Here is a 23,693-nt window from a genome sequence, read left to right as displayed (position 1 = left end):
ATGAGAGTATTCCTGCTCTTGGGTCAGAAGCCTCGGAAGACACCGTCCGCGTCCGCTGAGGCCGCGAAGTCGATGTAGTCCATGTTTGCGAGCGACAGGTCGGGTCGCCCGTCATCCGTCAGCGACGGGGAGTCCTCGACGAGGTCGAAGCCGAGTACGGCGGTGAAGAACGCGATCGCCGGGTCATACTCCTCGACAATCAGAGCAACCACGTCGATCTGCACCACGGCAGCGTACGCGGGGTCGGGGCCTGTTCGCCGCTCGCGCGTCGCCAGCAGGTAACACGCTCGGTCGGCGGCTACTTGTTTCATTGACCTGCGACCGTGGCCCGGCCAGACGAGGATGCCCAGCGTCAACGCGACCAAGCCTGGGCAGACGGCGTTGATGAGGATCTTCGTGCCCGTAGATGTCGCGATCTCCGTCGGCGTGTTTCAGTGAGGAGGCAGCTGGGGAGGTCCCCACTGTGACTCGCCGCTTGACTGCGCGCATGGTGTCACGGTTGCGTCGGCCGACGATGATGACGCGGTGGGGCATCTCGGCAACCGGTGGAAGTCGTGGCAATGGATCGCTGGGGCCGCCTTTGTCCTAGCCGCCGCAGCGTTCTTCGGTTTCCTGGCCTTAGAGGACGTCTGATTCACGTACTTCGTCGGTTATGTGGGTTTAGCCGTATCGCCAGGTTGGGGTGGTTTCGGCGGTGAGGCGTTTGGCGAGGTTGTCGATCATGGCGAGGGTGATCATGCTGGCGGAGTTGTCGGGTCGTGCTTCGTAGTCGCGTACGAGTCGGCGGTGGTGCATGAGCCATCCCAGGGTGCGTTCGACGACCCAACGTCGTTTGACGACGCTGAATCCTTTGGTTTGTGGGTCTTTGGTGACGGTCTCGACGTCGATGCCGAGTTGGGCGCCGTGTTCGACGACGCGGTTTTTGAAGCCGGCGTCGACCCAGGTTTTGGTCAGGGTGGGGTAGGCGGCGGTGGCCTGGTCGAGTAGGTCGATGCCGATGGTGTTGTCGCTGGCGCTGGCGGCGGTGACGATCACGGCCAACAGGAGACCGAGGGTGTCGGTGATGATGCCGCGTTTGCGGCCTACGATCTTCTTTCCGGCGTCGGTGCCCTGTGTGGACAGTGGGACGTTGGTGGAGGTCTTCACGCTTTGGCTGTCCATGATGGATGCGGTGGGGTGGATGGTGCGGCCGTGGTGGTCGCGTACGAGGCCGGTGAGGTTGTAGTTCAGTTCTGTGAAGATGCCTTCCTTGCTCCAGGCGGCGAAGTAGCCGTAGACGGTCGCGTGGGGCGGGAAGTCGTGGGGTAGGTAGCGCCAGGCGATGCCGGTGCGGTTGACGTACAGGATGGCGTTGAAGATTTCGCGTAGGTCGTGGGTGGGGACGCGGCCGCTGACGCCGGCGTCGGTGCGGGCCTGTCGCCAGGCGGTCAGGCGGGGCGCGATCAGGGCCCAGCGGGCGTCGGACAGGTCGGATGGGTAGGCTCGCCGTGCGGTCATGGTGTGGTCGTACGGTGTCTGGAGGCCGGCTCGGCGGACGTTATGTCCGCTGATTCCAGGGCGTAAGTGAATCAGACACGATCGCAAGGTGAAACGCGTTGATTCCGGTCAGGGCAGAGCTGGACCGGATGCGTCCATTCCAGGTCAGGTCCGGCATTCTGCGTCACCGAGGCCGAGATGTGAATCGGTCGCTACCGACGCGAACGCGAAGCAAACGTCCAGTTAGGGCGCGTTTCAGAAGTGGGCGCTGACTCGTACCACCGGTATCGGGAAGCCTGATCAGGTGGTGTGTCGCTGATAGATAGACAGCGAGGTCTCCGGTAGACCGTTCAACGACCAAGAAGAACGAAAACCGGAGACCTCGGGGGCACCATACCGGCGGCGAGGCGGCACGACCTGACCGACGCCCAGTGGGCGGCGCTGCAGCCGCTGCTGCCCAAGGGCAAGAAGCCGGGCCGTCCGCCGAAGTGGGATAAACGCCAGCTCATCGACGGGATCCGCTGGCGGGTGCGGGTTGGCTGCCCGTGGCGGGACGTGCCCGCACTGTACGGACCCTGGCAGACCGTGTATGGGCTGTTCCGCCGCTGGCAGCGCGGCGGGATCTGGCAGCGGATCCTCACCGGCCTGCAAGCCCACGCTGACGCGGCCGGGCTGATCGACTGGGACGTCAGCGTCGACTCCACGGTCACCCGCGCTCATCAGCACGCCGCCGGTGCTCGGACCCGGCCGCAGGAGCAGAAGGAGCTGCCCGGCGGTGTCGCGGACGAGCCCGCCGACCATGCCCTGGGTCGTTCTCGTGGCGGGTTGACCACCAAGCTGCACCTGGCATGTGAGCAGGGCCAGAAGCCTCTCGCGGTGGTGGTGACCGGTGGGCAGCGTGGTGACAGCCCGCAGTTCACCTGGGTCCTGGCTCGTATCCGGGTGCCGCGGCCTGGTGGCGGACGTCCGCGTACCCGCCCGGTCCGGGTCTTGGCCGATAAGGCGTACAGCTCGGCCGCGAACCGGGAGCACCTACGAAAACGCGGGATCAAGGCGACGATCCCGATCAAGGTCGACCAGGCCGCGAACCGGCGTAAGAAGGGGTCGAGGGGCGGACGGCCGCCGAGGTTCGACCCCGAGATCTACAAGCAGCGCCACGCCGTCGAGTGCGGCATCAACCGGCTCAAACGCCACCGCGGCCTGGCCACCCGCTACGACAAGCTCGCAGTCCGCTACCAGGCAACCATCCACGTCGCCGCGATCAACGAATGGCTCTGACCGCTTATGAAACGCGCCCTAGGTCCCGAGCAGCGGCTGGACCGAACGGACAAGCTGGCCAGCATCGGCAGCTTGATTCTGACGGCCGTGGGTCTCGTGGTCAGCGTCACGGCCATGCGGTTGAGTCGGCGTTCGCTGAGCGTGTCCACCGATCCCTCGGCCAAGCTGGAGGCTGCTGCTGAGGACCTTGCCCGTCTTGTCGGACGCCAGTGGGAGCGGGAGGCGGCGATACGGCTGCTACGTCCGGCCGCGCTGCGAGTCCGCTGGTCGTCGACCACGCGTCTGGTCGCGCCATCAGTCGGAGAGATCATCGGCCCTGATCTAATCGCGGGGAAGCCGATACGACTGCGGATGCATGGCGACGTGACCGCAACAGTGGCAGCATTTCGGCAGCTTCCCTCACGACAGTTGGTGGTCCTCGGCGGACCGGGGTCCGGCAAGTCGGCCCTTGCGGTCCTGTTGACCATCGGGCTGTGCCGAGAGTGGACGCCCGGGGCGCCGGTGCCGGTTCTGCTAACCCTCGCGTCGTGGAATCCGCGCCAACAACACTTCGATACCTGGCTGGCCGGTTGCCTCGTCGAACAGTATCCATTTCTTCGTGAGCGCGGCCAGTATGGCCTGAGTTCGGCAAGACGGCTACAGCGGTTGAAAGTCTGGGGTCTGTTTCGGTCATGGTGGTTCCGGTTCCAGGCTGAGTCCGGTCTGGGCGAGGAAGCCGGGGATCAGGTCGGGTCGGTACTGGATGCGCTTGAGTCGGTTGCGGATGATCGCGGCGAGGTGGTCCACGCCGTCGACGGCGAGGTTGCCGAGGCTGGACTTCATCGTTGACCACAGGCCCTCGACGGGGTTGAGGTCGGGTGCGTACGCGGGTAGTTGGACCACGGTCAGCCACCGGTGGCGGGCGGCGATGAGCTGGCGCATCGCGGTGCTGGTGTGGGTGTTGACTCCGTCCCAGATCAGGATGATCGGGGCGTGGAGCCGGTGGTGCGCGGCGGTGATCAGGGTGGCGTAGTCGTCCTCGGACAGGCTGCGGCGCTCGCCGGTACGGTTGCGGTGGACGCGCAGGCGGTAGAAGACGTGGCCGCGCTGGCCGGGTTTGTAGGCGATCAGTCCGGCGATCGAGATTCGGCCTGAGCCCTTGCCCGATACCCGCACGGTGGGTGTGTGGCCCGTGCGGGCCCAGGTTCGGGCCCTGGACGGGCGCAGGGTCTGTCCGGCCTCGTCTTCGAAGACGATCCACGCCCTGGTCGCCGCCGCTAGCCTCGTACCTTGGCCCAGGTCGTGGCCCGCCAGTCGGCGATCGCGTCCTCATCGCGCTGGACGGCTCGGTGTGTGGGTACCTGAGGGGTGTAGCCCATGCGGTGCAGCAGGTAGGACACGCCGCGCAGGGTGTAGGAGACGTGGAACAGTCGGCCGATCAGGGTGGCGACCCGGGCCAGGGTCCAGCGTTGGTCCTCGATCCAGCCGTGTGCGGCCGGGCCGAGGTCCAACTCCGCTCGTAGCCGCAGTAGCTGGTCCGGTGAGAGCCGGGAGACGTTTCCACCCGGGCCGGTCGAGGCCAGGGCGGTCATCCCACCCGCACGCCAGCGGCGTCGCCACTGGTAGATCGACTTCGTCGACACCCGTAGCCGGGCCGCGACCTGCGCCGCCGGCACATCGACGGCGAACATCCGCGCGGCCTGCATCCGTACCTGCTCCCGCTTGGCCCGTCCGGCAGCGGACAGGCCACCACTATCGGCGTACCTCACACCCCAGGTATAGATCAACACCGACCGGTCGTCCATAGTGGTTGATCACAGGCGATCGACCGAGCCAGACCCCAGCCATTCAACCGCTGTAGTAGATCAGGGTCGTGTCCTTCCGATCCTGGACGGATTGGATGAGATGCCCAACGGTGTGCACGTCGCCGCTGTCAGGGCGTTGACAGATGCGGTGGGGCAGCATCGCCCCCTGGTAGTAACCTGCCGGGCTGATGAATATCAGGCCGCGATAGGTGCGATTGGCAATTCATTGGGTCGCGCGGCAGTGGTGGAGATCGCGCCGGTCACGGCTGCGGATGCGATTGAGTACCTACCGGCAGGGCAACCCGATGGTCCACGTAGGTGGGCATCGGTAATCATGGAACTGAGCGACCACCCCGGAGGGGCCCTGGCGCAGACGCTATCTACCCCGTTGATGGTGTACCTGGCCCGAACGGCTTATACGTCTCCCAGCACTGATCCGTCCGATTTGATCGGCCACTCTGACCCGGCCGCCATCGAGACTCGTCTGCTGAACGCCTATCTTCCCGCCGTCTACAGACAGGAACCCGCTTGGAGCGACAGTACCGCGCACGTACCGCCGTCCGCGTACCCGTTCGGGAAGTCCGAGCGTTGGCTGTCATTCCTGGCTTGGCATCTAGGTCGGCAGAATACGTCTGATCTGGCCTGGTGGCGGCTTATTCGTGCCGTTCCTCACTATAAGCCGGCTCTCGGGTTCATCTTTGGTTCGGGGATGGGACTCGGTTTCGGGGTCGGAATGGGAGTGGTCTTCGAAAGGTCGTCCGGAATCCTGGCGTGGCTTGGCTTCACGCTCGGGTTTGGGATTCCGGCCGGGTTGTGGTTTTCTGATGGCTCGCCGAGCCGCATGCGATTCCGGCTGTGGCGGCTGTTGATCAGTGTTCTTGGCGGGCTCGCCGTGGGATACCTGCATGCGCTGACATCCGGCCTCACGCTGCAGCCCAGTCTGCTGATAGGACTCGGGTTCGCGCTGGGATCCGGCTTGCTGTTCGGATTCGGAGCCAAGGCCACAGAGGCCGAACTTCTCGACCCTCGCTCGACGCTGCGTGACGACCGAACTGTCTTCCTGGCGATTGGGCTTGTGGGTGGGGTAATCGTTGGCCTTGCCTACGGGAGCGGCATGGCGGCTCTGCCGGTATCGATACCTGGGCCAGCCGCCGCACTCATGATCGGCCTCTTCTCTGGGCTCGGGCTCGGGCTGGCTCCTCGGCTCTTGTTTGATCGCGTCTCGCGCCGCATAGGTGTGGTTGGCCTCCGTCCCGGGACGGGAAGTGCGTGGGCGAGATTCGTCATAGCTCAATGCTGGCTCGGCATTCGAGGGCAGCTTCCCTGGTCGTTGATGCGTTTTCTGGAGGACGCTCATCGACGAGGGGTGTTACGGCAGGTTGGGGCTGTCTATCAGTTCCGTCATTCCCGGCTCCAGGAACATCTAGCATTGATGGGCCACGAGCAGAGACACCATCGCCGCCAGCGCGACTCCCGGCATCGATGACGGAAGCCTGGCGGACAGGCTATCGTCCAGTTCGTCTCCTTCATGTGGTCTCACTCGGAAGTCGGCCGGGACGGATCACATCGTGCTGACGGTACCGTCGCGCCAAGAGCAGAAGCGGACTCGTAGCCGGCGGAAGGCGAGGGGTCAGTTCTGGATGGAAAAGGTCGCGACGACGCCGTTGTGGTCGGACCTCGTGCCGCTGACGATGTCGTAGCCGGTCATCCACATGAGCTGGTACTCCGGCAGCCGCTTCCAGAAGTAGATGTAGTCGATGTGCCGGTTGCCGTGCGTTCCGGTGCCCTTTTCGCCGTAGAGGTTGTAGGTGGAGCGCAGGTTCGGCAGTGCGTTGGCCTCGAACACCTGCCACGGGAACTTCGCGTACCCGTAGCTCCGGTCGGCGCTGAAGTCGACGTTGAGGTCGCCGCTGACGATGACCTGGCCCTCGTCCTGCTTGTCGACCGCCAGGTCCTTGAGGCCCTGGAACTGCGCCTCGGCGCACCTGGTGCGCGGCAGGTCCTCCGGCCGGCCGGCGGTCTCGATGCTGGCCACCGCGTGGGCGTTGATGTGTGTCACGTTGCGGCCACTGGCCTTGTGCCGGTACTTGACCCAGTTGTTGTACCGCGCGGGCGGCACCTCGCCCGGACCGTTGGTGTCACAGACGAAGATTGAGCCCTTGTCGAGTACGTCGAACATGCTCTTTTTGGCGATCAGTGTCTCGCCGGCCTGGTTGGTGCCGCCCGGTGCGTACCACCACCAGCCGTTGTCGGCGGCCCAGCTCTGCAGAAGGGCCTTGCGGTTGCCGACTTCGTTGAGCCCGATGAGGTCTGCCCTGGACGCGATGAGGTTCAGGTCGTGTACGAAGTCGGTCTGGTTCAGTCCGTTGTAGATGTTCAGTGTCGCTGCCTTGAAGGTCACGTTCGCCGCGACCGCCGGTGCGGCCGGCAGCAGAGCTGCCACCAGCGCGACCACGCCCGCGAGAGCGCCCAGGGCGCGGGCTGGCCAGGGTGTTGTCCTGCGCATCGACTTCCCTCCGCACGAGACCGCCGTCGGTGGCGGCCAGCGCACAGTATCGACTCGAGTCGACGCGGCACCGAACAACGGGGAAATGGAAGATCGACAGGTCCGGGCCACGCTCGCCGGCTCAGCCCGGTGGCCAGCCGTCGACGACGGTGCTGCACCTGCCCGGTGCGGCGGCTGTTCCCGGCCCGGGGGCACGTTGGCCGACGTCGCCAGCCACCGCTGACCGCGCGCACCCCCACGGCGATAGCGGCTGTCGGCGACGCCAGAGCACTCCAGGCCGGTGGGGCGCACGGTCGGCGGCACGAGCCTCACGTACGCCACCGGCCCCGCACCGACCCACGCGACCAGCAAACGGGTCGAACCCGAGTGAGGGCAGCACCGCCAGACCGAGCCGTGGCCGACCCCAACCGCTGACGCCCGGTCAGGGCAGGACCTCGACGTACCCGTCGGTTCCGTGCACGCGGACCCGCTGCCCGTCGGCGATCAGCCGGGTGGCGTCCACGACGCCGACGACGGCGGGCAGGCCGTACTCCCGTGCGATCACCGCGCCGTGGGTCATCAAACCGCCGACCTCCGTCACCAAGCCTCTGGCGGCGACGAACAGGGGAGTCCAGCTCGGGTCCGTGTGGGTCGTGACGAGGATGTCGCCAGGTTCGAGATCGGCCTGTGCCATGTCCAGGATGACGCGGGCCCGCCCTTCGACGGTCCCGGCTGAGACCGGTAGGCCGGGCAGCGCGCCGGTCGGCGCGCCGTCACGCCGGTACGCCCCGGCGATGACCTCGCCATCCGATGTGAGCACCCGGGGTGGGGTGAGCCCCTCGTACGCCCTGAAGGCGTCCCTGCGTTCGTCGACGAGCCGGTGGTCCACCTGGTTCGTGCGCAGGACGTCGTACAGTTCCTCGAACCTGAGGTAGAAGATGTCCTCCCTGTCGCGGAGGACGTGGCTCCGCACGAGGCGATCGGCCTCCTTCAGCAGAGCCTGCTTGTAGAGGAAGTAGCGGCTGACCATGCCGTACTTCGGATACTCCCGATACCCGCTGAAGGTGCGGACCCGGTCGATCATCCGCTTGGTCTCGTCGGCCTTGCGTTTCCCGTCCGGCAGCGCCCGCAACTGCTCCAGGACCTCCCGTGCCTTCTTCTCCGCCTCCTGTCGCCCCTGCTCGAAGCGGTGCTTGCCGGCCCCCGGCGCGAAGTTCCTGACGTTGCCGAGGAGCAGGGGCACGAGCATGCCGGGGCGTTCGCTCCACCGCGGCCTCGTGATGTCGATCTCGCCGACGCAGCGCATGCCGTACCGGTCGAGGAAGGCCCGGATCGCGTCCCGCACGTCGGCGCCGCCCTCGAGCGTGGCCAAATCGTCAAGAAAGCCGTCGTCCTCGACGTCGCGCAGAAAGGCCACCACCTCCGGATGCGGGCGGATCACGTCGGCGACGTCGAGGAGCGCCAGGCCCATCTCGGCGGTGACGTTGTGGGGTACAGACCGTGTGAGCGTGTCGGCGGTGTTCTTCTCACCCAGCCACGCCTGTAGCTGATCGTTGAGCCACCAGGCGGCCTCCATGCCCGCCATGATCACCTGAAGGCTCCACGGGTCGAACAGGACCCGCCGAAGCTCCTGGATGTCCGCCAGGATGAAGTCGAGCAGCGCCGCTCCGGACCTGGTCCCGATGTCGCGCTGCGCGGCGGCGATGGAGGCCCGGCCACGCTCGATCAACTCGGTGACGACGGCCGGATCGGTCTCGATCGGGGCGGAGGCGCCGCTGCCCGGCGGCGTCCAGCCAGGGCCCCCGTCCGGAACCGGCCGTATGAAGTCGTCACGCTGGAGGAGCGTCTCCAGCGCATCCGCCATCAGCGGATCGGACCTGCCCACGGCCTCCAGGAAGCCGGGACGGCCCGCCGGCGAGGCCAGGACCCGGGTGACGTCGACGAAGAGCCGCCCGCCGGCCTCGGCCATCGGCCGGGGTGTCGTGAGCTGCCAGAAGGAGAGTCCGAGCGGTTTCATGGGGTCGGTCATCATCTGCTGGTGCCCGACGGAGACATAGACGTGGTTTTCGCCGTCGTCGGCCGCCGGGATGGGAAACAGCGTGCTGATCGGCCGGCTCTGGACGATCTGGAAGTCGTTGTCGACCAGGCACCATTCGATGTCCTGGGGATGGCCGAAGTGTTCCTCTATCCGCCGACCGAGCTGCGCCAGCCGCAGAATCTGCGCATCCGTCAACGCGGGCCGCTCCTGCCACTCCGGGTCGATCGCCACGTCCCGCGTCCCGCCGGACGGTACGGCGTGCAGGGCGAACCGCTTGGTGCCGACCGTCCTGGCGACGATTGCGCCGTCGCGCACCGTGAAGACGTCCGCGTTCACCCGACCCGAGACCAGGGCCTCGCCGAGGCCGAAGCCGGCCGCTATGGAGGCGATCCGTCGGTTGGACGTGACGGGGTCGGCCGTGAACAGGATGCCGGCCGCCTGCGGGAAGACCATCCGCTGCACGACCACGGCCATCTGGACATCCCGGTGGTCGATGCCGTTGCGCTGGCGGTAGGTCACGGCCCGCTCGGTGAACAGCGAGGCCCAGCAGCGACTGACGTGCCGCAGGATCGCGGCCGGGCCCACGACGTTCAGGTACGTGTCCTGCTGGCCGGCGAAGGAGGCGGTCGGCAGGTCCTCCGCCGTCGCGCTGGATCGGACGGCGTAGGCGGCCTCCTCGCCGAGCGGGGCGAGGGCGCGGAGGATCGCCGCAGCGAGATCACCCGGGATGGCGACGCCCTCGATCGCCCGGCGGGTCTCCGCGCTGAGGATGCGGATTGGCTCCCGGTCCTCCGGGTCCAGGCGCGACAGCTGGTCGAGCCGCTCCTCGACCGACGGCGCCTCCGCCACGACCCGTCGAAAGGCGGCTGTCGTCAGGCAGAAGCCGTCCGGCACGTGGACGCCTCCGATCCGCGACAGGCCTCCGAGATGCGCGCCCTTGCCGCCAACGACTGCGACCTGCGTCTCGTCGATCTCTTGAAGACCCAACACGTACTGCTCGCTCACCGCGTCACCTCCGGGGAACGTACTCCGATGCACCGCGCTGGCCGGCCGAGTCACCGGCCCTCCCGCATCTTCCGTACGCCGACAACAACACGTGCCCGCCCCTGTTTTCGCAGGTTCTGGGCTCGGCCGACGATTCTGCGGCACGACCGGGGTCTTGCCGCAAGTCCCCCGCTCCGCTATACGTTGAAGGTGGCGGGGTGCGCCGTCCGCGCCGTCATACACTGCGGCACGGGAGGGATCAGGGGCGTGACCGCCGAGCCGGCGCCGACGATCGGGCCGAGGAGATCCTGCCCTCACCTCACGGTGGATACCCCTGCCGGGCCACGACTACCGGGCGCACGACACCTGGTTCCGCTGCCAACGTGACCGGACGGGACGCGGCCGGACGCGGCCGTCGCCCTGGTCGGTGGGCGGCGGCCGCGTCGTGGTCACGCCGCAGCGGGTGACGGGCGAAGCGTCACTCCGCAACGGGTGATGGGCGAAGCGTCACCCGCAACGGGTGACGAGCGGAGGGTTCTCAGTGCGGCGTCGTGTGCTCAGGCGCAGCCCCAACGCTCCTGTACCTTGATCGTGACGGGGACGCTCTGCGTCACCACCCCGTCCGACGCCGTCAGCTCCGGCTGGTAGATCCCGAACGGTAGCGGCGGCAGGGTCATCGCGATCAGATTGAGCGCGGTGCGACCGTTGCTCGAACCGGGTGGGATCGGCACGTGCGGCAGGCTGGTGGTCGTGCCGGCGGGCAGGTCCCGCGCACCGACCTCGATGGGCGTCGACCACTCCCCGTCGATGGTGATCCAGAAGTACGTCCACCAGGACTCGCCCGCCGGAATGCAGATGCGCTGCCCGATGTTGGTCAGCTGCCACGTGGTCGGCGACGTGCCGGTAGCCCTCTTGGCGGCGAAGGCCGGCTGACTGGCAGCCAGCGTGAGCATCACTGCGGTGACCAGCCCGAGCACCAGCCGGGCGAGGCCGGGGATCGATCGGAACATCGAAGAGACCTCCCAGAAACTCGTTGGACGGGCGGCCACCACCAATCATCGGCATTGCCGTCGATCGACCGCCACCCTTGCGGATGGCAGCGTACGGCGCGGTTCTCAGAACCACTTTGAGGATCCGCTGGTCGCCGTCGTGGCATCGGCATCCCGGGCCGGTGCCGAGGAGCCGGCTTCGGCGTTGACCTGCGGGTACGACGGAAGGCCCACTCGTACGGCGGAGCCGTCGCGTACGGCTCGGGCGGTCTCCACCGACGCGGCCAGCGGAGGGCGGCTACGGGTCGCCCTGCGCCCGTGGGTCGGCCAGCTTCCCGGCCCGCTCCGCAAGGATCCGGAACCCGGTCCGGCGGGCCTCGGCAAGCGCGAGGTGCGCGTACTCACGAGCCTTCACTGCATGGCCGATAGCGTGCCAGGCGGCGGAGAGACCGATCAGCGCCTCGATCCGCGGAAAGGGGTCGCGGCTGGCATCGGTCTGTTCGAGAGCCAGCTCGTGGTGCGCTACGGCGTCCCGCTCCTGACCGAGGTGGTGGTAGACGGCGGCGAGGGTGTTCAACGCGTCGGCTTCGATCCGGACGTCGCCGAGCAGGCGGGCCTGGGCGACCGCCGTACGTGCCAGATCCAGCGCCTGCCGGGACTGACCGCGGTCGCGGTACACCTCGGCCAGGTCGCGCAGGGTGTACGCCTCCGCGCCGCGGTCGCCGACCTGCCGGTTCAGCGTCAGGGCGAGGCTGAGATGGTCCAGTGCCTCGTCGAGCCGGCCGGCGGCGTGGCAGATCTCGCCGAGGGTGTCGAGCGCGGCAGCCTCGGCCTGGCGTGATCCGGCCTGCCGTCGCAGCGTCAGTGCTCGGGAGGCCGACTCGAGAGCCTCCGGAAACCGGGCCAGATACCAGTACGTCCGGGCGAGGTGGTCGAGGGTGAGCGCCTCGCCGTCGAGCGAACCCACCCGACGGTACAGCGTCAACGCGCGACCGTAGACCTCGGCGGCCTGCTCCAGCTTGCCGGCGTCGCGGTACACCGTGGCGAGAATGCCGAAGGCGGTGGCCTGCCCCTGTTCCCACCCGGCGCGTTCGGCGAGAGCGAGGGCACCCGTACAGTGCTCGATTGCCTCGGCGTACCGCCGCCGACGGTGGTCGATGTTGCTCAGGCTGAGCAGCGTCATGGCCCGGGCGTGTGGGTCACCGTCGGCCTCGGCGGCGCGCCACGCGTCGGTCGTGGCGCGGACCAGGTCGACGGTCCGCATGCGCAGCCAGAAGTAGCTGCGCAGCGTGTCGGCCAGCAGCCACGCGACTGGCCGGGGGCCGTGGTCGGCGGCGTACGCGATGGCGGCGACCAGGTTGCCCCGCTCGGCGTCGAGCCAGGCCAACGCCGCCGCGTCGTCGTCAAAGTGGGATACCGGGACCGACGCGGTCGTGTCGTCGTCGGAGTCGGATGCAGGAGCCGACGACGACAACGGGACCGGAAGACGCAACCGGTGCGGGTAGAGCCGCCGCGCCGCCGCGTCGGCCCCGCGCAGGTACCTGTCGAACAGCCGGCGCAGCGCAGCCTGCCGGGCCTGCGCGGCGTCCTCCGTCCGCGACCTGTCGGCGGCGTACTGGCGCAGCAGGTCGTGGCTGGCGTAGCGGCCCGCCGAATGCTCCGTGAGCAGGTGTGCCGCCGCCAACCGCTCCAGCAGCCGGCCGGCGGCGGATTCCGTCGTACCGGCCAGCGCGGCGGCGCATTCCGGGGTGAGGTCGGAGCCGGGTACCAGCCCGGAGAACCGGAACAGCCGCCGCACGTCAGGGGCCAATGCACGGTACGACAACTCGAACGTCGCCCGCGTCCCGGACTCCTCGTCGTCGATCTCCAGGCCGGCCAGGGCGTCACGGTGCAGGTCGGCGACGTAGTCGGCGATGCGGCGCTCCGGACGGTCGGTCACCGCCGCCGCGGCGAGGCGAAGCGCCAGCGGCAGGAACGAGCACGCCCGTGCCAGCTCGCCGGTGGCGTCCGGCTCGACGGCCACCCTCTCGGCGCCCAGGATCCGGGCCAGCAACAGGTAGGCCTCGTCGGCGCCGAGCACGTCAAGGCTCAACCGGCGGGCGCCCTCGCGTGCCACCAGGCCGGAGAGCCGGTCCCGGCTGGTGACCAGCACCAGGGATCCCGCGCCGGCCGGCAGCAGTGGCCGCACCTGCGCGGCGTCCGCGGCGTTGTCGAGCACCACCAGCACCCGGCGGTCGGCCAGCAACGAGCGGTACCGCGCGACCGCCGAGTCCTCCTCTGTCGGCAGCTCGTCGGCCGGCACGCCGAGGCTGCGGAGAAACTGGACGAGCGCCTCGATCGGCCGTACCGGATCGCCCTGCGCATAGCCGCGCAGGTTCGCGTAGAGCTGGCCGTCCGGGAATCGTTCTGCGGCCTGGTGGGCCCAGTGTACGGCGAGTGCCGTCTTGCCCACCCCCGCCGTACCGGCGATCACCGTGAGCACCGGCGTCCCGCCGCCGGTCGCCAGCTCGTCCAGCCACTTGAGCTGGTCGCCACGGCCCGTGAAGCCGAACACCTCCGGCGGCAGCTCCCTCGGCACGGGGGTGGAGCCAGACACCAGCCCGGAGGCGGCGATTGGCGTCCCGGAGATGGAGACCGGCGGCCCGGAGGCGGGCACCGGCGCCCCGCCGGGAGCGACGATTGCCAGGTCCGCCTCGCGCGCCTGCACCTCCCGGGCATGCCGCCACAACCGTCCGAACCCGTCGACATCGCCGCCGAGCCGGATCACGATCTCCTCCACCACCTCCCACCGCGCGAGGCGGGGCAGGCTGAACGCGTCGTGGATGGTGGTCGGGTTGATCCCCCGTGGCCGGCGCTCGCTGCGGCTGGCCCGCTGCAACTCGCGCATGCTCGGCCAGCCTGCCGACGCGTGCAGGTCATGCAGCCGCTCGTAGAAGAGCCGGACCGGCCCGTCCGGCACCAGTGGCATCCTGAGCCGTCCTATCGGTGCCACCCCCAGCACAACCCGCAGAGACGTCCGTCGATAACGTATCCCAGCTCCCCGTCCGGGTGTCAGTCGCATTCCCGGCAGGCGCGGGCGCCTGGCTGACTGTCAGCGACAGTCCTGACGGGGCCGACCGCTGCCGCGCGCGCCGCGACGCCTCCATCCTGAAGCCCAGCCCATCGGGCCTTGCCGATGGACGGTTGAGGAGGAGACACCGTATGGAACCGAGGACCACCGTTCCGCGCGGTCGCCTGCGCGGGTTGACGATCGCCGTCGGCGCGACCACGCTGATCGCCGCACTGTTGGTAGGACCCGCGGACGCGGCCCCGTCGGACGCGGCCCCGTCGGACGCGGCCCCGTCGGACGCGGCGCTGACCGGACCCGCGGTCGACCAGGGAATACCCGGCGCGGCGCTGGAGACCATCGCCCGCGCCTACCGCGAGGCGCATCCCGAGATGTCGCCCGCGGCGGCGCTCGGCGCGGCCGCACAGCAGACCAGGCGCAGGCAACTGCTGAGCAAGATCACGCAGGATCCGGCGACGTTCGGCGGCGCGTGGTTCGACCCGCCGTCTGGCGTACTGCACGTCGCGGTGACGACCACGGCCGCGGGGTCGGCCACGGCCGCACTCGGCCGGGACCTCGGCATCCGCGTGCAGACCCGCCTCGTCGGCCGCAGTTTCGCCGAGCTCGAGCGCTCGGCGGACGCGTTGCGCGCCGGGACGGACGCCCTCGGCTCTGCCGCCGACGGCAACGTGGGCATCGACGTCAAGGACAACCGCGTCGTGGTCGCCGTGCCGGCGCGACGGATGGCCGCGCTGCGGTCCGTGCCGTCGGCGGACGGCGTGACGGTGGTGGCGCAGAGCACCGTGCGCGACGTGCCGGACGTCTGCACCTCGCGCAGCAACTGCAACGACAGCCTCCGGGCCGGTCTCATTCTCGCGCCGTCAGGCTGCTCGCTCGGCTGGATGGCGCACGACACCCGTACGCCCTCCGTGCGGTGGCTCATGACCGCCGGCCACTGCTCCACCGGCGTCGGGGTCACCTGGTCGACCGGCGGCACGAACATCGGTCCGCTGCGCGGCGCCACGAACAGCGGGCGGGTCGACGTGTCCTTCATCGAGGTCACCAACCCCACCTACGCCAACGACAGCATCGGCCGGCTCTACTCCCACACCTCGGCCAACCGGTTCGTCCGGCTCAACGGCGCCGCGACATCGATGGCGCAGTTCGTGGTGGGCGAGACGGCGTGCCTGGCCGCGAACGCCACCGACCTGACCGGGACGAACCGCTGCGGCGTGATCGGGTCGGTGAGCGACGCGCAGCGGCGCGGCATGGTGCGCGTCGACAACGAGGATGCCTGCGGCGGCGACAGCGGCGGCGGGTGGTACGAGTTCAACGCCGACGGCACCCGGATCGCGCTCGGTATGCACAGCAGCAGCTCCCAGAGCTGCCACGACGAGAGCGGACACTCTAACTTCACTCCGCTGCCCGCGATCGGCAGCATCTCGGTCGACGTCTGAATCCCGGATACGAGTCTGAATCTCGGTCGACGTCTGCACGAGGGGGCGGCGCGGGTCCGTCGGGGTATCCGGCGGACCCGCGCCGTGCGCGGTGTTGTGGTACGGCGGCGGTGTTGTGGTACGACCTCGGTGTTGTCGTACGACCTCGGTGTTGTCGTACGGCCATGCCATCGGGCGGCGGAGGGTCCGCCGGGTTACCGTTGCGGCATGTCCGGGGAGACGTGGACCGTGATCCTGGTGCTGGGTGGCCTCGTGGCCGTCGCCACGCTGGCCGGAGCCGTCGTGCTCGCGGTGCGGGTGCTGCGCACGCGCAAGCTGCTCGGCGAGCTGGGTGCCGGCGGCAAGGTGGCGTTCTACGGCGCGTTGATCTACACGGTGCTGCCGGTCGACGTGTTGCCCGATCCGATCTACCTCGACGACATGGGCGTCCTGGCCGGCGCGCTGCTCTATCTGACCCGGCTGGTCCACCAGCGCCGGGCGGCCCGCGCCGGGTCGGTGCACCGCGGGCCCGGTGGCGACCTGCGGCCGTTGCCGCCGAGCAGACAGGGTCGGACGCCTACCGGTCGATGACGGGGAGCGGGAGCAGCTGCCAGCTGGACGGACGGGTCACGCCCCGGACCGGGGGCGCTCAGCACCCTTCGTCCTGCGCTCTGATCTCGAACGGGATGCTCTGCGTCTCCACGCCGAGACCAACCCGTGCGGTACGCGCCCAGCGTCGTCCGACGCCCTGAACACCGCGGGGCGCCATCGGGCTTCTCAGTGCCCGCGGAACGCCTCCGCCAGCCACCACGAGCCGCCGTCATCTGTGATCTTGGCGTCGAGCACAAGCGGCCGATCCTTCGGCCCGGCGAGCCAGTCCCGCAGCGGCGCCAGGCCGTCGACGCCGCGTACGGTCAGCGCGGCGCAGCCGTAGCCCCGGGCGATCGCGCCGAGGTCCGTGTCGGGGAATCGGACCAGGTCCAGCGGATGGCCGTCCGGTCCGAAGTGGTGCACCTCGGCGCCGTACGCCGCGTCGTCGTAGACCACCACCAGCAGCGGCAGGCCGAGTCGGGCGGCGGTGACGAGTTCGGTCGCCGACATCAGGAACCCGCCGTCGCCGAGCGCCGCCACCGTCAGCCGGTCCGGTCGGGCCACGGCGGCGCCGAGCGCGCTGGCCAGTCCCAGTCCGACCGACTGGAACGCCTGGGTGAAGCAGAATCCGGCCACGTCGGGCACGGAGAGGAACATCGAGGGGTAGCCCATGAAGTTGCCGGAGTCGACCACCACGGTCCGCTCGGCCGGCAGCAGGTCGTCCAGGGCGATGCTCAGCGTACGCGGATCGATCCGGCCGCCGCCGCCCGCGTCCGGATAGGCGACGTTGCGCCAGCGTCCCTGCTCGGCGATCCGCCGCTTCAACTCCGGGGTGCGCTGGGTGCGGATCGGCCGGGTCGCGGCCGGCTCCCGCTCCAGCCGGCGCAGGGCGTGCCGGGCGACCACGGCGACATCCCCGCTGACGTGCCGCTGCACCCGGGGGTTCAGCTCGGCCCCGGCCGGCAGGTCGTCAACGGCCACCACCGTCGCCGACGGGGAGATCAGCCTGCCGTGCCGGGTCGTCCACATGTTCAGCGAGCTGCCCCAGGCGACGACCAGGTCGGCTTCGCCGATGAGTTCGGCGGCGAGCGGGGTGGCGAACCCGCCGGAGACGTCGAGATACCACGGGTCGCCGGCGAAGAGCCCCTTGGCGGCGGCCGAGACCGCCAGCAGCGCGGCGCACTCGTCGGCGAGCCGGGCCAGCGGCTCCCGGGCCGCCCGTGCGCCGCGGCCGGCGACGAAGACCGGGCGCTGGGCCGTGCTCAGCGCCTCGACCAGCGGCCCGACATCGGGGACCGGCTCGTCGGACACTGGCTCGTCGGGCACTGGCTCGTCGGGCACTGGCTTGCCGGGCACTGGCCGGGACGCGAGCGGGCCGGGCCAGGCCGGCACCTTGCGGGCCTGGACGTCCAGCGGCAGCCCCAGCACCACGGTCCGGCCCAGGGCCGCCGTCCGGTAGGCGTGCGCGACGTCCGCCGCGGCGTGCTCCGGGCGTACGGGTCGGTAGTCGACGCCGAGCGCGGCCGCGGTGTGTGGCAGGTCGATGAAGAAGTTGGACCGGGGCGCGGTGGCCTCTGGCGCCAGCACCAGCATCGGGGTACGGCTCTTCGCCGCCTCGACGATCCCGGTCAGCGCGTTGGTCACCCCCGGCCCCTGGTGCACCGAAAGCACTCCGACCGAGCCGGAGGTGCGGGCGTACCCGTCCGCCATGCTCGCCGCGCCGCCCTCGTGTGCGGCGGCCACGAACCGGGCCCCCGCCGCGACCAGCGCGTTGGTGGTGTGGAAGTTGCCACTGCCGACCACCCCGAAGACGTGCCGCACCCCGCACGCCGCGAGCACCCGGCCGACCACCTCGGCGACCCTCATCCCGGGGACGCCCGCGTGCACGCCCACCGCGACGTCCGCCGTCACCGCTCGACGAGGGCGAGGACCCGGCACGGGCTGCCGGAGCCTCGCACGATCGGCAGCGGGCCGGCGATCACCACCGCACCGGTCGGCGGAAGCTGCGCCAGGTTGCGGAGCTGGGTGAGGCCGTACCTGTCGGCGCCGAGCAGGAAGGAGTGGCAGGGAAAGGGCGGGTCGAACGAGTGTGCGCCGCCCGCGTCGGTGCCGACCGTCTCGACCCCGACGCCCTGGATCGGGGACTCCTCGGCGAGCCACTTCGCGCAGGCGGGGGAGATGCCGGGGGTACGGCCGGCGTTGCCGTAGCGCTGCGCGTCGTCCCCGTACGCGTCCCAGCCGGTCCGGTAGAGCAGCCAGCCGCCGGCCGGCAGCGGACCGTGCGTGGCCTCCCAGGCCCGGACGTGCTCGACCTCGAGCAGGAAGTCGGGGTCGGCGGCGGCCTCGGCGGCGTGGTCGAGCACCACCGCCGGGGCGACGAGCCGGCGCGCCGGCACCTGCGACACGTCGTCGCCGTGCTGCCCGCTCACCCAGTGCACAGGCGCGTCGAAGTGGGTGCCGGTGTGCTCGCCTGTGGTGAAGTTGTTCCAGTACCAGGCCGGGCCACGCTCGTCGTACCGGCTGATCTCGTCCAGCTTGAAGGGCGCGGTCTGGCCGAACGGCTCCGGTAGGGTCAGGATCGGCGTCTGCGCCGAGAGCGGGGCGGTGAGGTCGACGACCTCGACCCGGCCGGTGGCGAGCGCGGCAACGAGATCTCGCAGCACGGTCATGCCGGGAACCTACCGGAGTTTCCGGCGCCGGGGGACCACGCGATCGGGTCGGCGGAACCGCCCGGTCCGGCCGACCCACCTCGGGCGGGAGGGCCGGACCGGTGCGGTGGTGGACGGGTGGTACGCGGTCGGCTCCGGTACGACGGTCAGTTCCAGTACGACGAGTAGACCTGGGGCACCCCGCAGTAGCCGGTCGGCCGGGCCCCCGTCAGCGAATCGCGGCAGACCTGCACGACGAGGGTGTCGACGCCGATCGACGGCGTGATCGGGGCCAGCCGGAACGTGAACTTCAGGATGTCGTTGTCCACCTTCTCCGCCGCCCGCGTGATCAGGCGGCCGTTGCCGTAGGCATAGAAGGTGACGTAGCTGTATAGGCCGTCGTTGTCGCAGACCGGGCCGGGGTCACGCTCGTACGGGCGGTCGGCGACGGTGCCGGTGACGCTGACCGAGCCGAGCCCGGGAGGCGCGGTGACCGGGAACCATTCGAGGGTCCCTTCGCTGACGCCGTAGCGACAACTGTCGCCGCTGTCGGCGGCGAACCGTTGTGGTGCGAACTGTTGTGGTGCGAACTGTTGTGGTGCGAACTGCTGTGGTGCGAACTGCTGTGGTGCGAACTGCTGCGGTGCGAGATCGGTGCGGTCTGCCACGGCGGCCCCGGCGGGGGCGGAGAGGATGGTGCCGAGGGCGAGCAGCGTGGTGGCGAGGACGACCGCCGAGCGGCGGATCGGTCGAGGCATGGCTTCACTCCGATCGGACGGACGGGGTGGTGGGTGTCGAAAGACATTGTCACATGTCTATCCGGCATCGCCAGGGGTGGCCGACGTCGGATAGCCGGTCGGGTCGTCGACGCGGTGGCCGCCGGGGATCGCCGCGGCGGCGGCCGGATGTCCACTTGGCGCCATGTCGCCTCTACGGCACGGCAGGGGTGGTGACCAGCGAGATGGTCCGACCACAGACTTCCGACTGTCGCCGTCGACGGCGTCCTGGGGAAGTCGAGGGAGCTGGTGCCATGTCGTTTCCGTTGCGCCGTACCGCCGCCGGTCTGGTGGCCGTGCTCGCCTTCGCCGCCGTCGGGCCGCCGCCGGCGGCGGCCGCGCCGCCGACGGCCGTACCGCCGCTGACCGGGCCGCCGGCCGCCGGCGGGGGATCCGCGGCCGCCGCGCGGGTCACGCTGATCACCGGCGACGTCGTCGAGGTGTCGCCGGCCGGAGCCGGCCGCTACGCGGCCGCGGTCCGCCCGGCCGCCGGCCGCGAACGGGTCACCTTCCACACCGTGGAGGTGGACGGCGGGCTGCGGGTCCTGCCCAGCGACGTCGTGCCGTACGTCTCCGCCGGCACCCTCGACGCCGACCTCTTCGACGTCGAGGAGCTGATCGCCGACGGGTACGCGGACGGCGGCGCGGCCAGCCTGCCGCTCATCGTCCGTTACCGCGACCCGGCCGCCGCCGCCACAGCCCGCACCCCGGCCGGTACGACCGCCGCCCGACCCCTGACCAGCATCGGCGGCGCCGCGCTCGCTGCCGGCAAGGACTCGCTGGCCGACTTCTGGCGGACGGTCGGCCCGGCCGGCCCGGCGGGTGCGCCCGGCGCGGCCCGCACCGGTGGAGCCCCTGCGCTCGGCGGCGGGATCAGCCGGATCTGGCTGGACGGCCGGGTCCGTCCGGTGCTGGACCGCAGCGTCGCCCAGATCGGTGCCCCGGCCGCCTGGCAGGCGGGCCTCGACGGCACCGGGGTGAAGGTGGCGGTGCTGGACACCGGCGTCGACCAGAGTCACCCGGACCTGGTCGGCAGGGTGGCGCTGGCCCGGAACTTCACCGGCAGCCCGGACACCACCGACCACCATGGACACGGCACCCACGTGGCGGCGACGGTCGCCGGCACCGGCGCCGCCTCCGGCGGTACCCGTAGGGGCGTCGCCCCCGGCGCTGCCCTGCTCGCCGGCAAGGTGCTCGACGACCAGGGCAGCGGCTACGACTCCTGGATCATCGCCGGGATGGAGTGGGCGGCCGAGCAGGGCGCGGCGGTGGTCAACCTGAGTCTCGGCGGCGGGGCGACCGACGGCACCGACCCGCTCAGCGAGGCGGTCGACCGGATCACCGCCGATACCGGCACCCTCTTCGTGGTCGCCGCCGGCAACGAGGGCGCGGACTACAGCGTCGGCGCCCCCGGGGCGGCCCCCGCCGCCCTGACCGTCGGCGCGGTGGACCGGGACGAGTCGCTGGCCGACTTCTCCAGCCGGGGCCCGCGGCTCGGCGACGAGGGGCTGAAGCCGGAGATCACCGCCCCGGGCGTGGGCATCGTCGCCGCCCGCGCGACCGGGACCGCCATGGGCCGGCCGGTCGATGACCACTACACCGCCGCCTCCGGCACCTCGATGGCCACCCCGCACGTGGCCGGTGCTGCCGCGCTGCTGGCCCAGGCGCACCCGGACTGGCCGGCGGCACGGCTGAAGGACGCGCTGGTCAGCACCGCCCGGCACAACCCGGAACTCTCGGTCTTCGCGCAGGGCACCGGGCGGGTGGACGTGGCCCGCGCGGTCGCGCAGCCGGTCCGGGCCAGCGGTCAGCTCGACTTCGGCCTGCACACCGACCCCGCCACCGCACCCGCCGGCCGGGCGGCTACGACGGCGCCGGCCGGCGGGGCAGCGGCGCCCGTCGGCGGGGCAGTGGCGCCGGTCGGCAGGGTGCTGACCTACACCAACGACGGGCCGGCGCCGGTCACCCTCACCCTCGCCGTCGATCTGGAGAACGTCGCCACCGGGGCGACGGAATCCGATGCGGTCACCGTCGGCACCGGCCCGGTCACCGTGCCGGCCGGCGGATCGGTGGAGGTACCGGTCACCGTCGACCTGAGCAGGCTCGATCCCGGAGTCTTCGGCGGCTGGGTCACCGCGACCGCCCCGGGTGGCGTGCGGACCACCACCGCGGTGGGGATCGCCCTGGACGGTCCCCGGCACACGATCACCTTCCGGGCGGTGGGCCGGGACGGCCGGCCGGTCACGGTGCCGGTGCTGGCGCTGATGGGTGACAGCAGCCGCTGGGACAACCTCAACTTCATCTGGGCGGGGGAGACGAAGCGCATCGAGGTGGCCGAGGGCGCGTACCTGCTGCACGCGCTCATCGAGGACGGCGGCGTCCTCGACGAGCAGGCGACCCTGATCACCGATCCCGAGCTGCGGGTGGACCGGGACGTCGAGGTGCTGCTGGACGCCCGCCGGGGCACCCCGATCCGGATCGAGACGCCGAAGCCGGCCGAGCAGCAGGCGGTGCTGAGCTACTACGTGCACCGGGTGACCGGCACCGGCCGGACGATCAGCCACGGCACCATGCACTTCAGCACGGTGCAGCAGGTCAACGTCACCCCGACCCGGAAGCCGACGGGTGGGGTGTACGAGTTCTCGTCCCGCTGGCAGCTCGTCGCGCCGATGGTGCGCGCCGAGGTTCCCGGGGTTGCCGGCCCGCTCGACGTCAACCTGACCGGGCAGTCCCCGGCCTACGACGGCACCCGGCGTTTCCGGCTCGTCCACGCCGGTCGTGGCAGCCCGACCGAACTCGCCAGGGCCGGGGTGCGCGGCGCGGCGGTCCTGATCGAGTCCGGCGACGAACCGGCCGGTGAGGAGGCGCCGAGCGAGAGTGAGGTGACCGCGGCGGCGGCGAAGGCCGGTGCGGCGGTGACCCTGATGGTGCGTCCGGCGGACTGGTCGGCGTGGACGGTGTGGCGACCCACCGGCGACCGGGAACCCATCCCGATGCTGGCGGTGGCGCACGACGACGGCCAGCGGCTCATCGCCCGGGCCCACCGGGGACGGGCGACGTTGGACCTCACCCTCACCACCTCCAGCCCCTACCTCTACGACGTGCAGCACGTGGAACGGAACCGGATCCCGGACCGGGTCGTCTACCGGGTAACCCCGGCCAACTCGGCACGGATCACCACGCGGTACGCCGACAACGGCGGATTCCCCTGGGCAAAGGAGCAGCGGTTCGGATGGCGCCCCTGGCAGACCTATGCATGGAACGACACGTCCCGGTTCGTGGCGACACCGGAGCAGCGCGAGGAGTGGGTCACCTCCGGCGACTCGGTCTGGCAGCACCGGGTGAGCCACGACTGGCCGTGGAACGACTTCGGCGCGCTGGCGACCGGCATGCTCGAGCCGCCGACCAGCTACCGTGCCCGTAGGTCCGAGGAGACCTGGCTCGCCCCGGTCGTCCGCCCGGCATCCCCGCGCGGGACACCGGAGCTGGTCTCCACCCGGACCGGGGACACCCTGGAGTTGCGGGTCCCGGAGTTCGTCGATGCCGAGGGGCACTACACGATCGGCGAGACGTTCCAGGCCGGCGCCAGGCTGTGGCGCGACGGGAAGCTCCTGGCCGAGCTCTCCGACGCCCGGCAGGACGTCGCCACCACCGGGCCGGAGGCCGGCTACCGGCTGGCGCTGACCACCGAGCGCGGTGGCGAGGAGTGGGTCTGGGGCACCCGTACCGAGACGGTGTGGCAGTTCCGCTCCGGACACCAGCCCGGTGACGAGGCCCGGCCGCTGTCGCTGTTGCAGCTCGACTACGCGGCGCCGGTGGACCTGACCGGTCGGGCGAGCGGGCGGCCGCACACCGTCGGGCTGACCGTCCGGCACCAGGACGGCCATCCCGCCGCGCGGGGGACCCGCCTGACCGCCGAGGTCTCCTTCGACGAGGGCGCGAGCTGGCGGCCGGTCCGGGTGACCGGGCACGGCAACGCGTACCGGGCCGGCATCCCGGGCGGCAGGGGCACGGTGTCGCTGCGGGTCCGCGCCACCGACCGGTCCGGCAACGCGGTCACCCAGACCGTGATCCGGGCGTACGGCCTGCGCTGAGCGCATCCGGGCGGGACGGTGCCGCGCGCCGTCCCGCCCGTCCGACGCCCGCACTGCCGCCGGACGAG

General features: G+C 70.6%; 16 protein-coding genes and 1 pseudogene. 5 read left to right on the top strand and 12 right to left on the bottom strand.

Annotation, left to right across the window (positions count from 1 at the left end):
- Positions 1-23 precede the first annotated feature (23 nt).
- The 3 genes and pseudogenes from ACN28C_RS26545 to ACN28C_RS26535 all read right to left on the bottom strand — a co-directional run bounded on the left by ACN28C_RS26545 (position 24) and on the right by ACN28C_RS26535 (position 1,497).
- Positions 24-98: a DUF6924 domain-containing protein gene (locus ACN28C_RS26545; RefSeq protein WP_422774815.1), complete on the bottom strand. Its 75-nt coding sequence runs from the start codon at positions 96-98 to the stop codon at positions 24-26.
- A 3-nt stretch (positions 99-101) separates the two neighbouring features.
- Positions 102-227, bottom strand: a pseudogene (locus ACN28C_RS26540) (VOC family protein); the annotation flags it as partial.
- Between the two features lie 433 nt (positions 228-660).
- Complete coding sequence (locus ACN28C_RS26535) at positions 661-1,497, bottom strand: IS5 family transposase (protein WP_422768978.1); 837 nt, start codon at positions 1,495-1,497, stop codon at positions 661-663.
- Positions 1,498-1,869: 372 nt separating this feature from the next.
- Here ACN28C_RS26535 and ACN28C_RS26530 point away from each other — a divergent pair, with 372 nt between their 5' ends.
- The gene (locus tag ACN28C_RS26530) at positions 1,870-2,754 is read left to right on the top strand and encodes an IS5 family transposase (RefSeq protein WP_422774736.1); all 885 of its coding nucleotides are present in this window, start codon (positions 1,870-1,872) and stop codon (positions 2,752-2,754) included.
- Positions 2,755-3,423: 669 nt separating this feature from the next.
- On the opposite strand, the gene ACN28C_RS26525 is transcribed toward ACN28C_RS26530, so the two are convergent.
- Both ACN28C_RS26525 and ACN28C_RS26520 read right to left on the bottom strand, forming a co-directional pair.
- Entirely contained in the window at positions 3,424-3,990 is a 567-nt protein-coding gene (locus ACN28C_RS26525; RefSeq protein WP_422774814.1) for an IS630 family transposase, read from the bottom strand.
- Between the two features lie 20 nt (positions 3,991-4,010).
- Positions 4,011-4,502 (bottom strand): winged helix-turn-helix domain-containing protein, encoded by a 492-nt coding sequence (locus ACN28C_RS26520; protein WP_422768684.1) that lies wholly within the window; start codon positions 4,500-4,502, stop codon positions 4,011-4,013.
- A gap of 136 nt (positions 4,503-4,638) precedes the next feature.
- On the opposite strand from ACN28C_RS26520, the gene ACN28C_RS26515 reads away from it, so the two are divergent.
- Positions 4,639-6,024 (top strand): hypothetical protein, encoded by a 1,386-nt coding sequence (locus tag ACN28C_RS26515; RefSeq protein WP_422770244.1) that lies wholly within the window; start codon positions 4,639-4,641, stop codon positions 6,022-6,024.
- A gap of 144 nt (positions 6,025-6,168) precedes the next feature.
- On the opposite strand, the gene ACN28C_RS26510 is transcribed toward ACN28C_RS26515, so the two are convergent.
- From ACN28C_RS26510 to ACN28C_RS26495, 4 genes are all read right to left on the bottom strand, one after another.
- On the bottom strand, positions 6,169-7,044 hold the full coding sequence (locus ACN28C_RS26510) for an endonuclease/exonuclease/phosphatase family protein (protein WP_422770243.1): 876 nt from the start codon (positions 7,042-7,044) through the stop codon (positions 6,169-6,171).
- Positions 7,045-7,465: 421 nt separating this feature from the next.
- On the bottom strand, positions 7,466-10,066 hold the full coding sequence (gene rph / locus ACN28C_RS26505; RefSeq protein WP_422774813.1) for a rifamycin-inactivating phosphotransferase: 2,601 nt from the start codon (positions 10,064-10,066) through the stop codon (positions 7,466-7,468).
- A gap of 536 nt (positions 10,067-10,602) precedes the next feature.
- Positions 10,603-11,055: a DUF5980 family protein gene (locus ACN28C_RS26500; RefSeq protein WP_422770242.1), complete on the bottom strand. Its 453-nt coding sequence runs from the start codon at positions 11,053-11,055 to the stop codon at positions 10,603-10,605.
- A 277-nt stretch (positions 11,056-11,332) separates the two neighbouring features.
- Complete coding sequence (locus ACN28C_RS26495) at positions 11,333-14,002, bottom strand: ATP-binding protein (protein ID WP_422770241.1); 2,670 nt, start codon at positions 14,000-14,002, stop codon at positions 11,333-11,335.
- Between the two features lie 233 nt (positions 14,003-14,235).
- Here ACN28C_RS26495 and ACN28C_RS26490 point away from each other — a divergent pair, with 233 nt between their 5' ends.
- Both ACN28C_RS26490 and ACN28C_RS26485 read left to right on the top strand, forming a co-directional pair.
- A complete protein-coding gene (locus ACN28C_RS26490) occupies positions 14,236-15,537 on the top strand; it encodes a trypsin-like serine protease (protein ID WP_422770240.1) in 1,302 nt (433 codons plus the stop codon).
- 207 nt (positions 15,538-15,744) lie between these two features.
- Positions 15,745-16,107 carry a hypothetical protein gene (locus tag ACN28C_RS26485; protein ID WP_422770239.1) on the top strand — a complete coding sequence of 121 codons (363 nt, stop codon included), beginning with the start codon at positions 15,745-15,747 and terminating at the stop codon, positions 16,105-16,107.
- Between the two features lie 186 nt (positions 16,108-16,293).
- Here the strand turns inward: ACN28C_RS26485 and ACN28C_RS26480 are convergent, their stop codons facing one another.
- The 3 genes from ACN28C_RS26480 to ACN28C_RS26470 all read right to left on the bottom strand — a co-directional run bounded on the left by ACN28C_RS26480 (position 16,294) and on the right by ACN28C_RS26470 (position 19,513).
- The gene (locus tag ACN28C_RS26480; RefSeq protein WP_422770238.1) at positions 16,294-18,018 is read right to left on the bottom strand and encodes a thiamine pyrophosphate-binding protein; all 1,725 of its coding nucleotides are present in this window, start codon (positions 18,016-18,018) and stop codon (positions 16,294-16,296) included.
- Positions 18,015-18,776 carry a cyclase family protein gene (locus ACN28C_RS26475; protein ID WP_422770237.1) on the bottom strand — a complete coding sequence of 254 codons (762 nt, stop codon included), beginning with the start codon at positions 18,774-18,776 and terminating at the stop codon, positions 18,015-18,017. The genes ACN28C_RS26480 and ACN28C_RS26475 overlap by 4 nt, the downstream gene beginning before the upstream one ends.
- Before the next feature lie 146 nt (positions 18,777-18,922).
- Positions 18,923-19,513, bottom strand: a complete 591-nt coding sequence (locus tag ACN28C_RS26470; RefSeq protein WP_422770236.1) for a hypothetical protein — start codon at positions 19,511-19,513, stop codon at positions 18,923-18,925.
- Between the two features lie 272 nt (positions 19,514-19,785).
- Here ACN28C_RS26470 and ACN28C_RS26465 point away from each other — a divergent pair, with 272 nt between their 5' ends.
- The gene (locus tag ACN28C_RS26465) at positions 19,786-23,625 is read left to right on the top strand and encodes a S8 family serine peptidase (protein ID WP_422770235.1); all 3,840 of its coding nucleotides are present in this window, start codon (positions 19,786-19,788) and stop codon (positions 23,623-23,625) included.
- The last annotated feature ends 68 nt before the right edge of the window (positions 23,626-23,693 follow it).

The sequence above is a fragment of the Plantactinospora sp. WMMC1484 genome (assembly GCF_049315195.1).
Taxonomy (GTDB): Bacteria; Actinomycetota; Actinomycetes; order Mycobacteriales; family Micromonosporaceae; genus Plantactinospora.
This window is presented reverse-complemented; position numbering and strand designations above follow the sequence as displayed.

Bases quoted from the DNA above. Each gene is read 5' to 3' on its own strand.
- ACN28C_RS26465 (WP_422770235.1), top strand. From the start codon at position 19,786: ATGTCGTTTCCGTTGCGCCGTACCGCCGCCGGTCTGGTGGCCGTGCTC.
- ACN28C_RS26475 (WP_422770237.1), bottom strand. From the start codon at position 18,776: ATGACCGTGCTGCGAGATCTCGTTGCCGCGCTCGCCACCGGCCGGGTC.
- ACN28C_RS26510 (WP_422770243.1), bottom strand. From the start codon at position 7,044: ATGCGCAGGACAACACCCTGGCCAGCCCGCGCCCTGGGCGCTCTCGCG.
- ACN28C_RS26535 (WP_422768978.1), bottom strand. From the start codon at position 1,497: ATGACCGCACGGCGAGCCTACCCATCCGACCTGTCCGACGCCCGCTGG.
- ACN28C_RS26485 (WP_422770239.1), top strand. From the start codon at position 15,745: ATGTCCGGGGAGACGTGGACCGTGATCCTGGTGCTGGGTGGCCTCGTG.
- ACN28C_RS26470 (WP_422770236.1), bottom strand. From the start codon at position 19,513: ATGCCTCGACCGATCCGCCGCTCGGCGGTCGTCCTCGCCACCACGCTG.
- ACN28C_RS26495 (WP_422770241.1), bottom strand. From the start codon at position 14,002: ATGCCACTGGTGCCGGACGGGCCGGTCCGGCTCTTCTACGAGCGGCTG.
- ACN28C_RS26500 (WP_422770242.1), bottom strand. From the start codon at position 11,055: ATGTTCCGATCGATCCCCGGCCTCGCCCGGCTGGTGCTCGGGCTGGTC.
- ACN28C_RS26515 (WP_422770244.1), top strand. From the start codon at position 4,639: ATGCCCAACGGTGTGCACGTCGCCGCTGTCAGGGCGTTGACAGATGCG.
- ACN28C_RS26490 (WP_422770240.1), top strand. From the start codon at position 14,236: ATGGAACCGAGGACCACCGTTCCGCGCGGTCGCCTGCGCGGGTTGACG.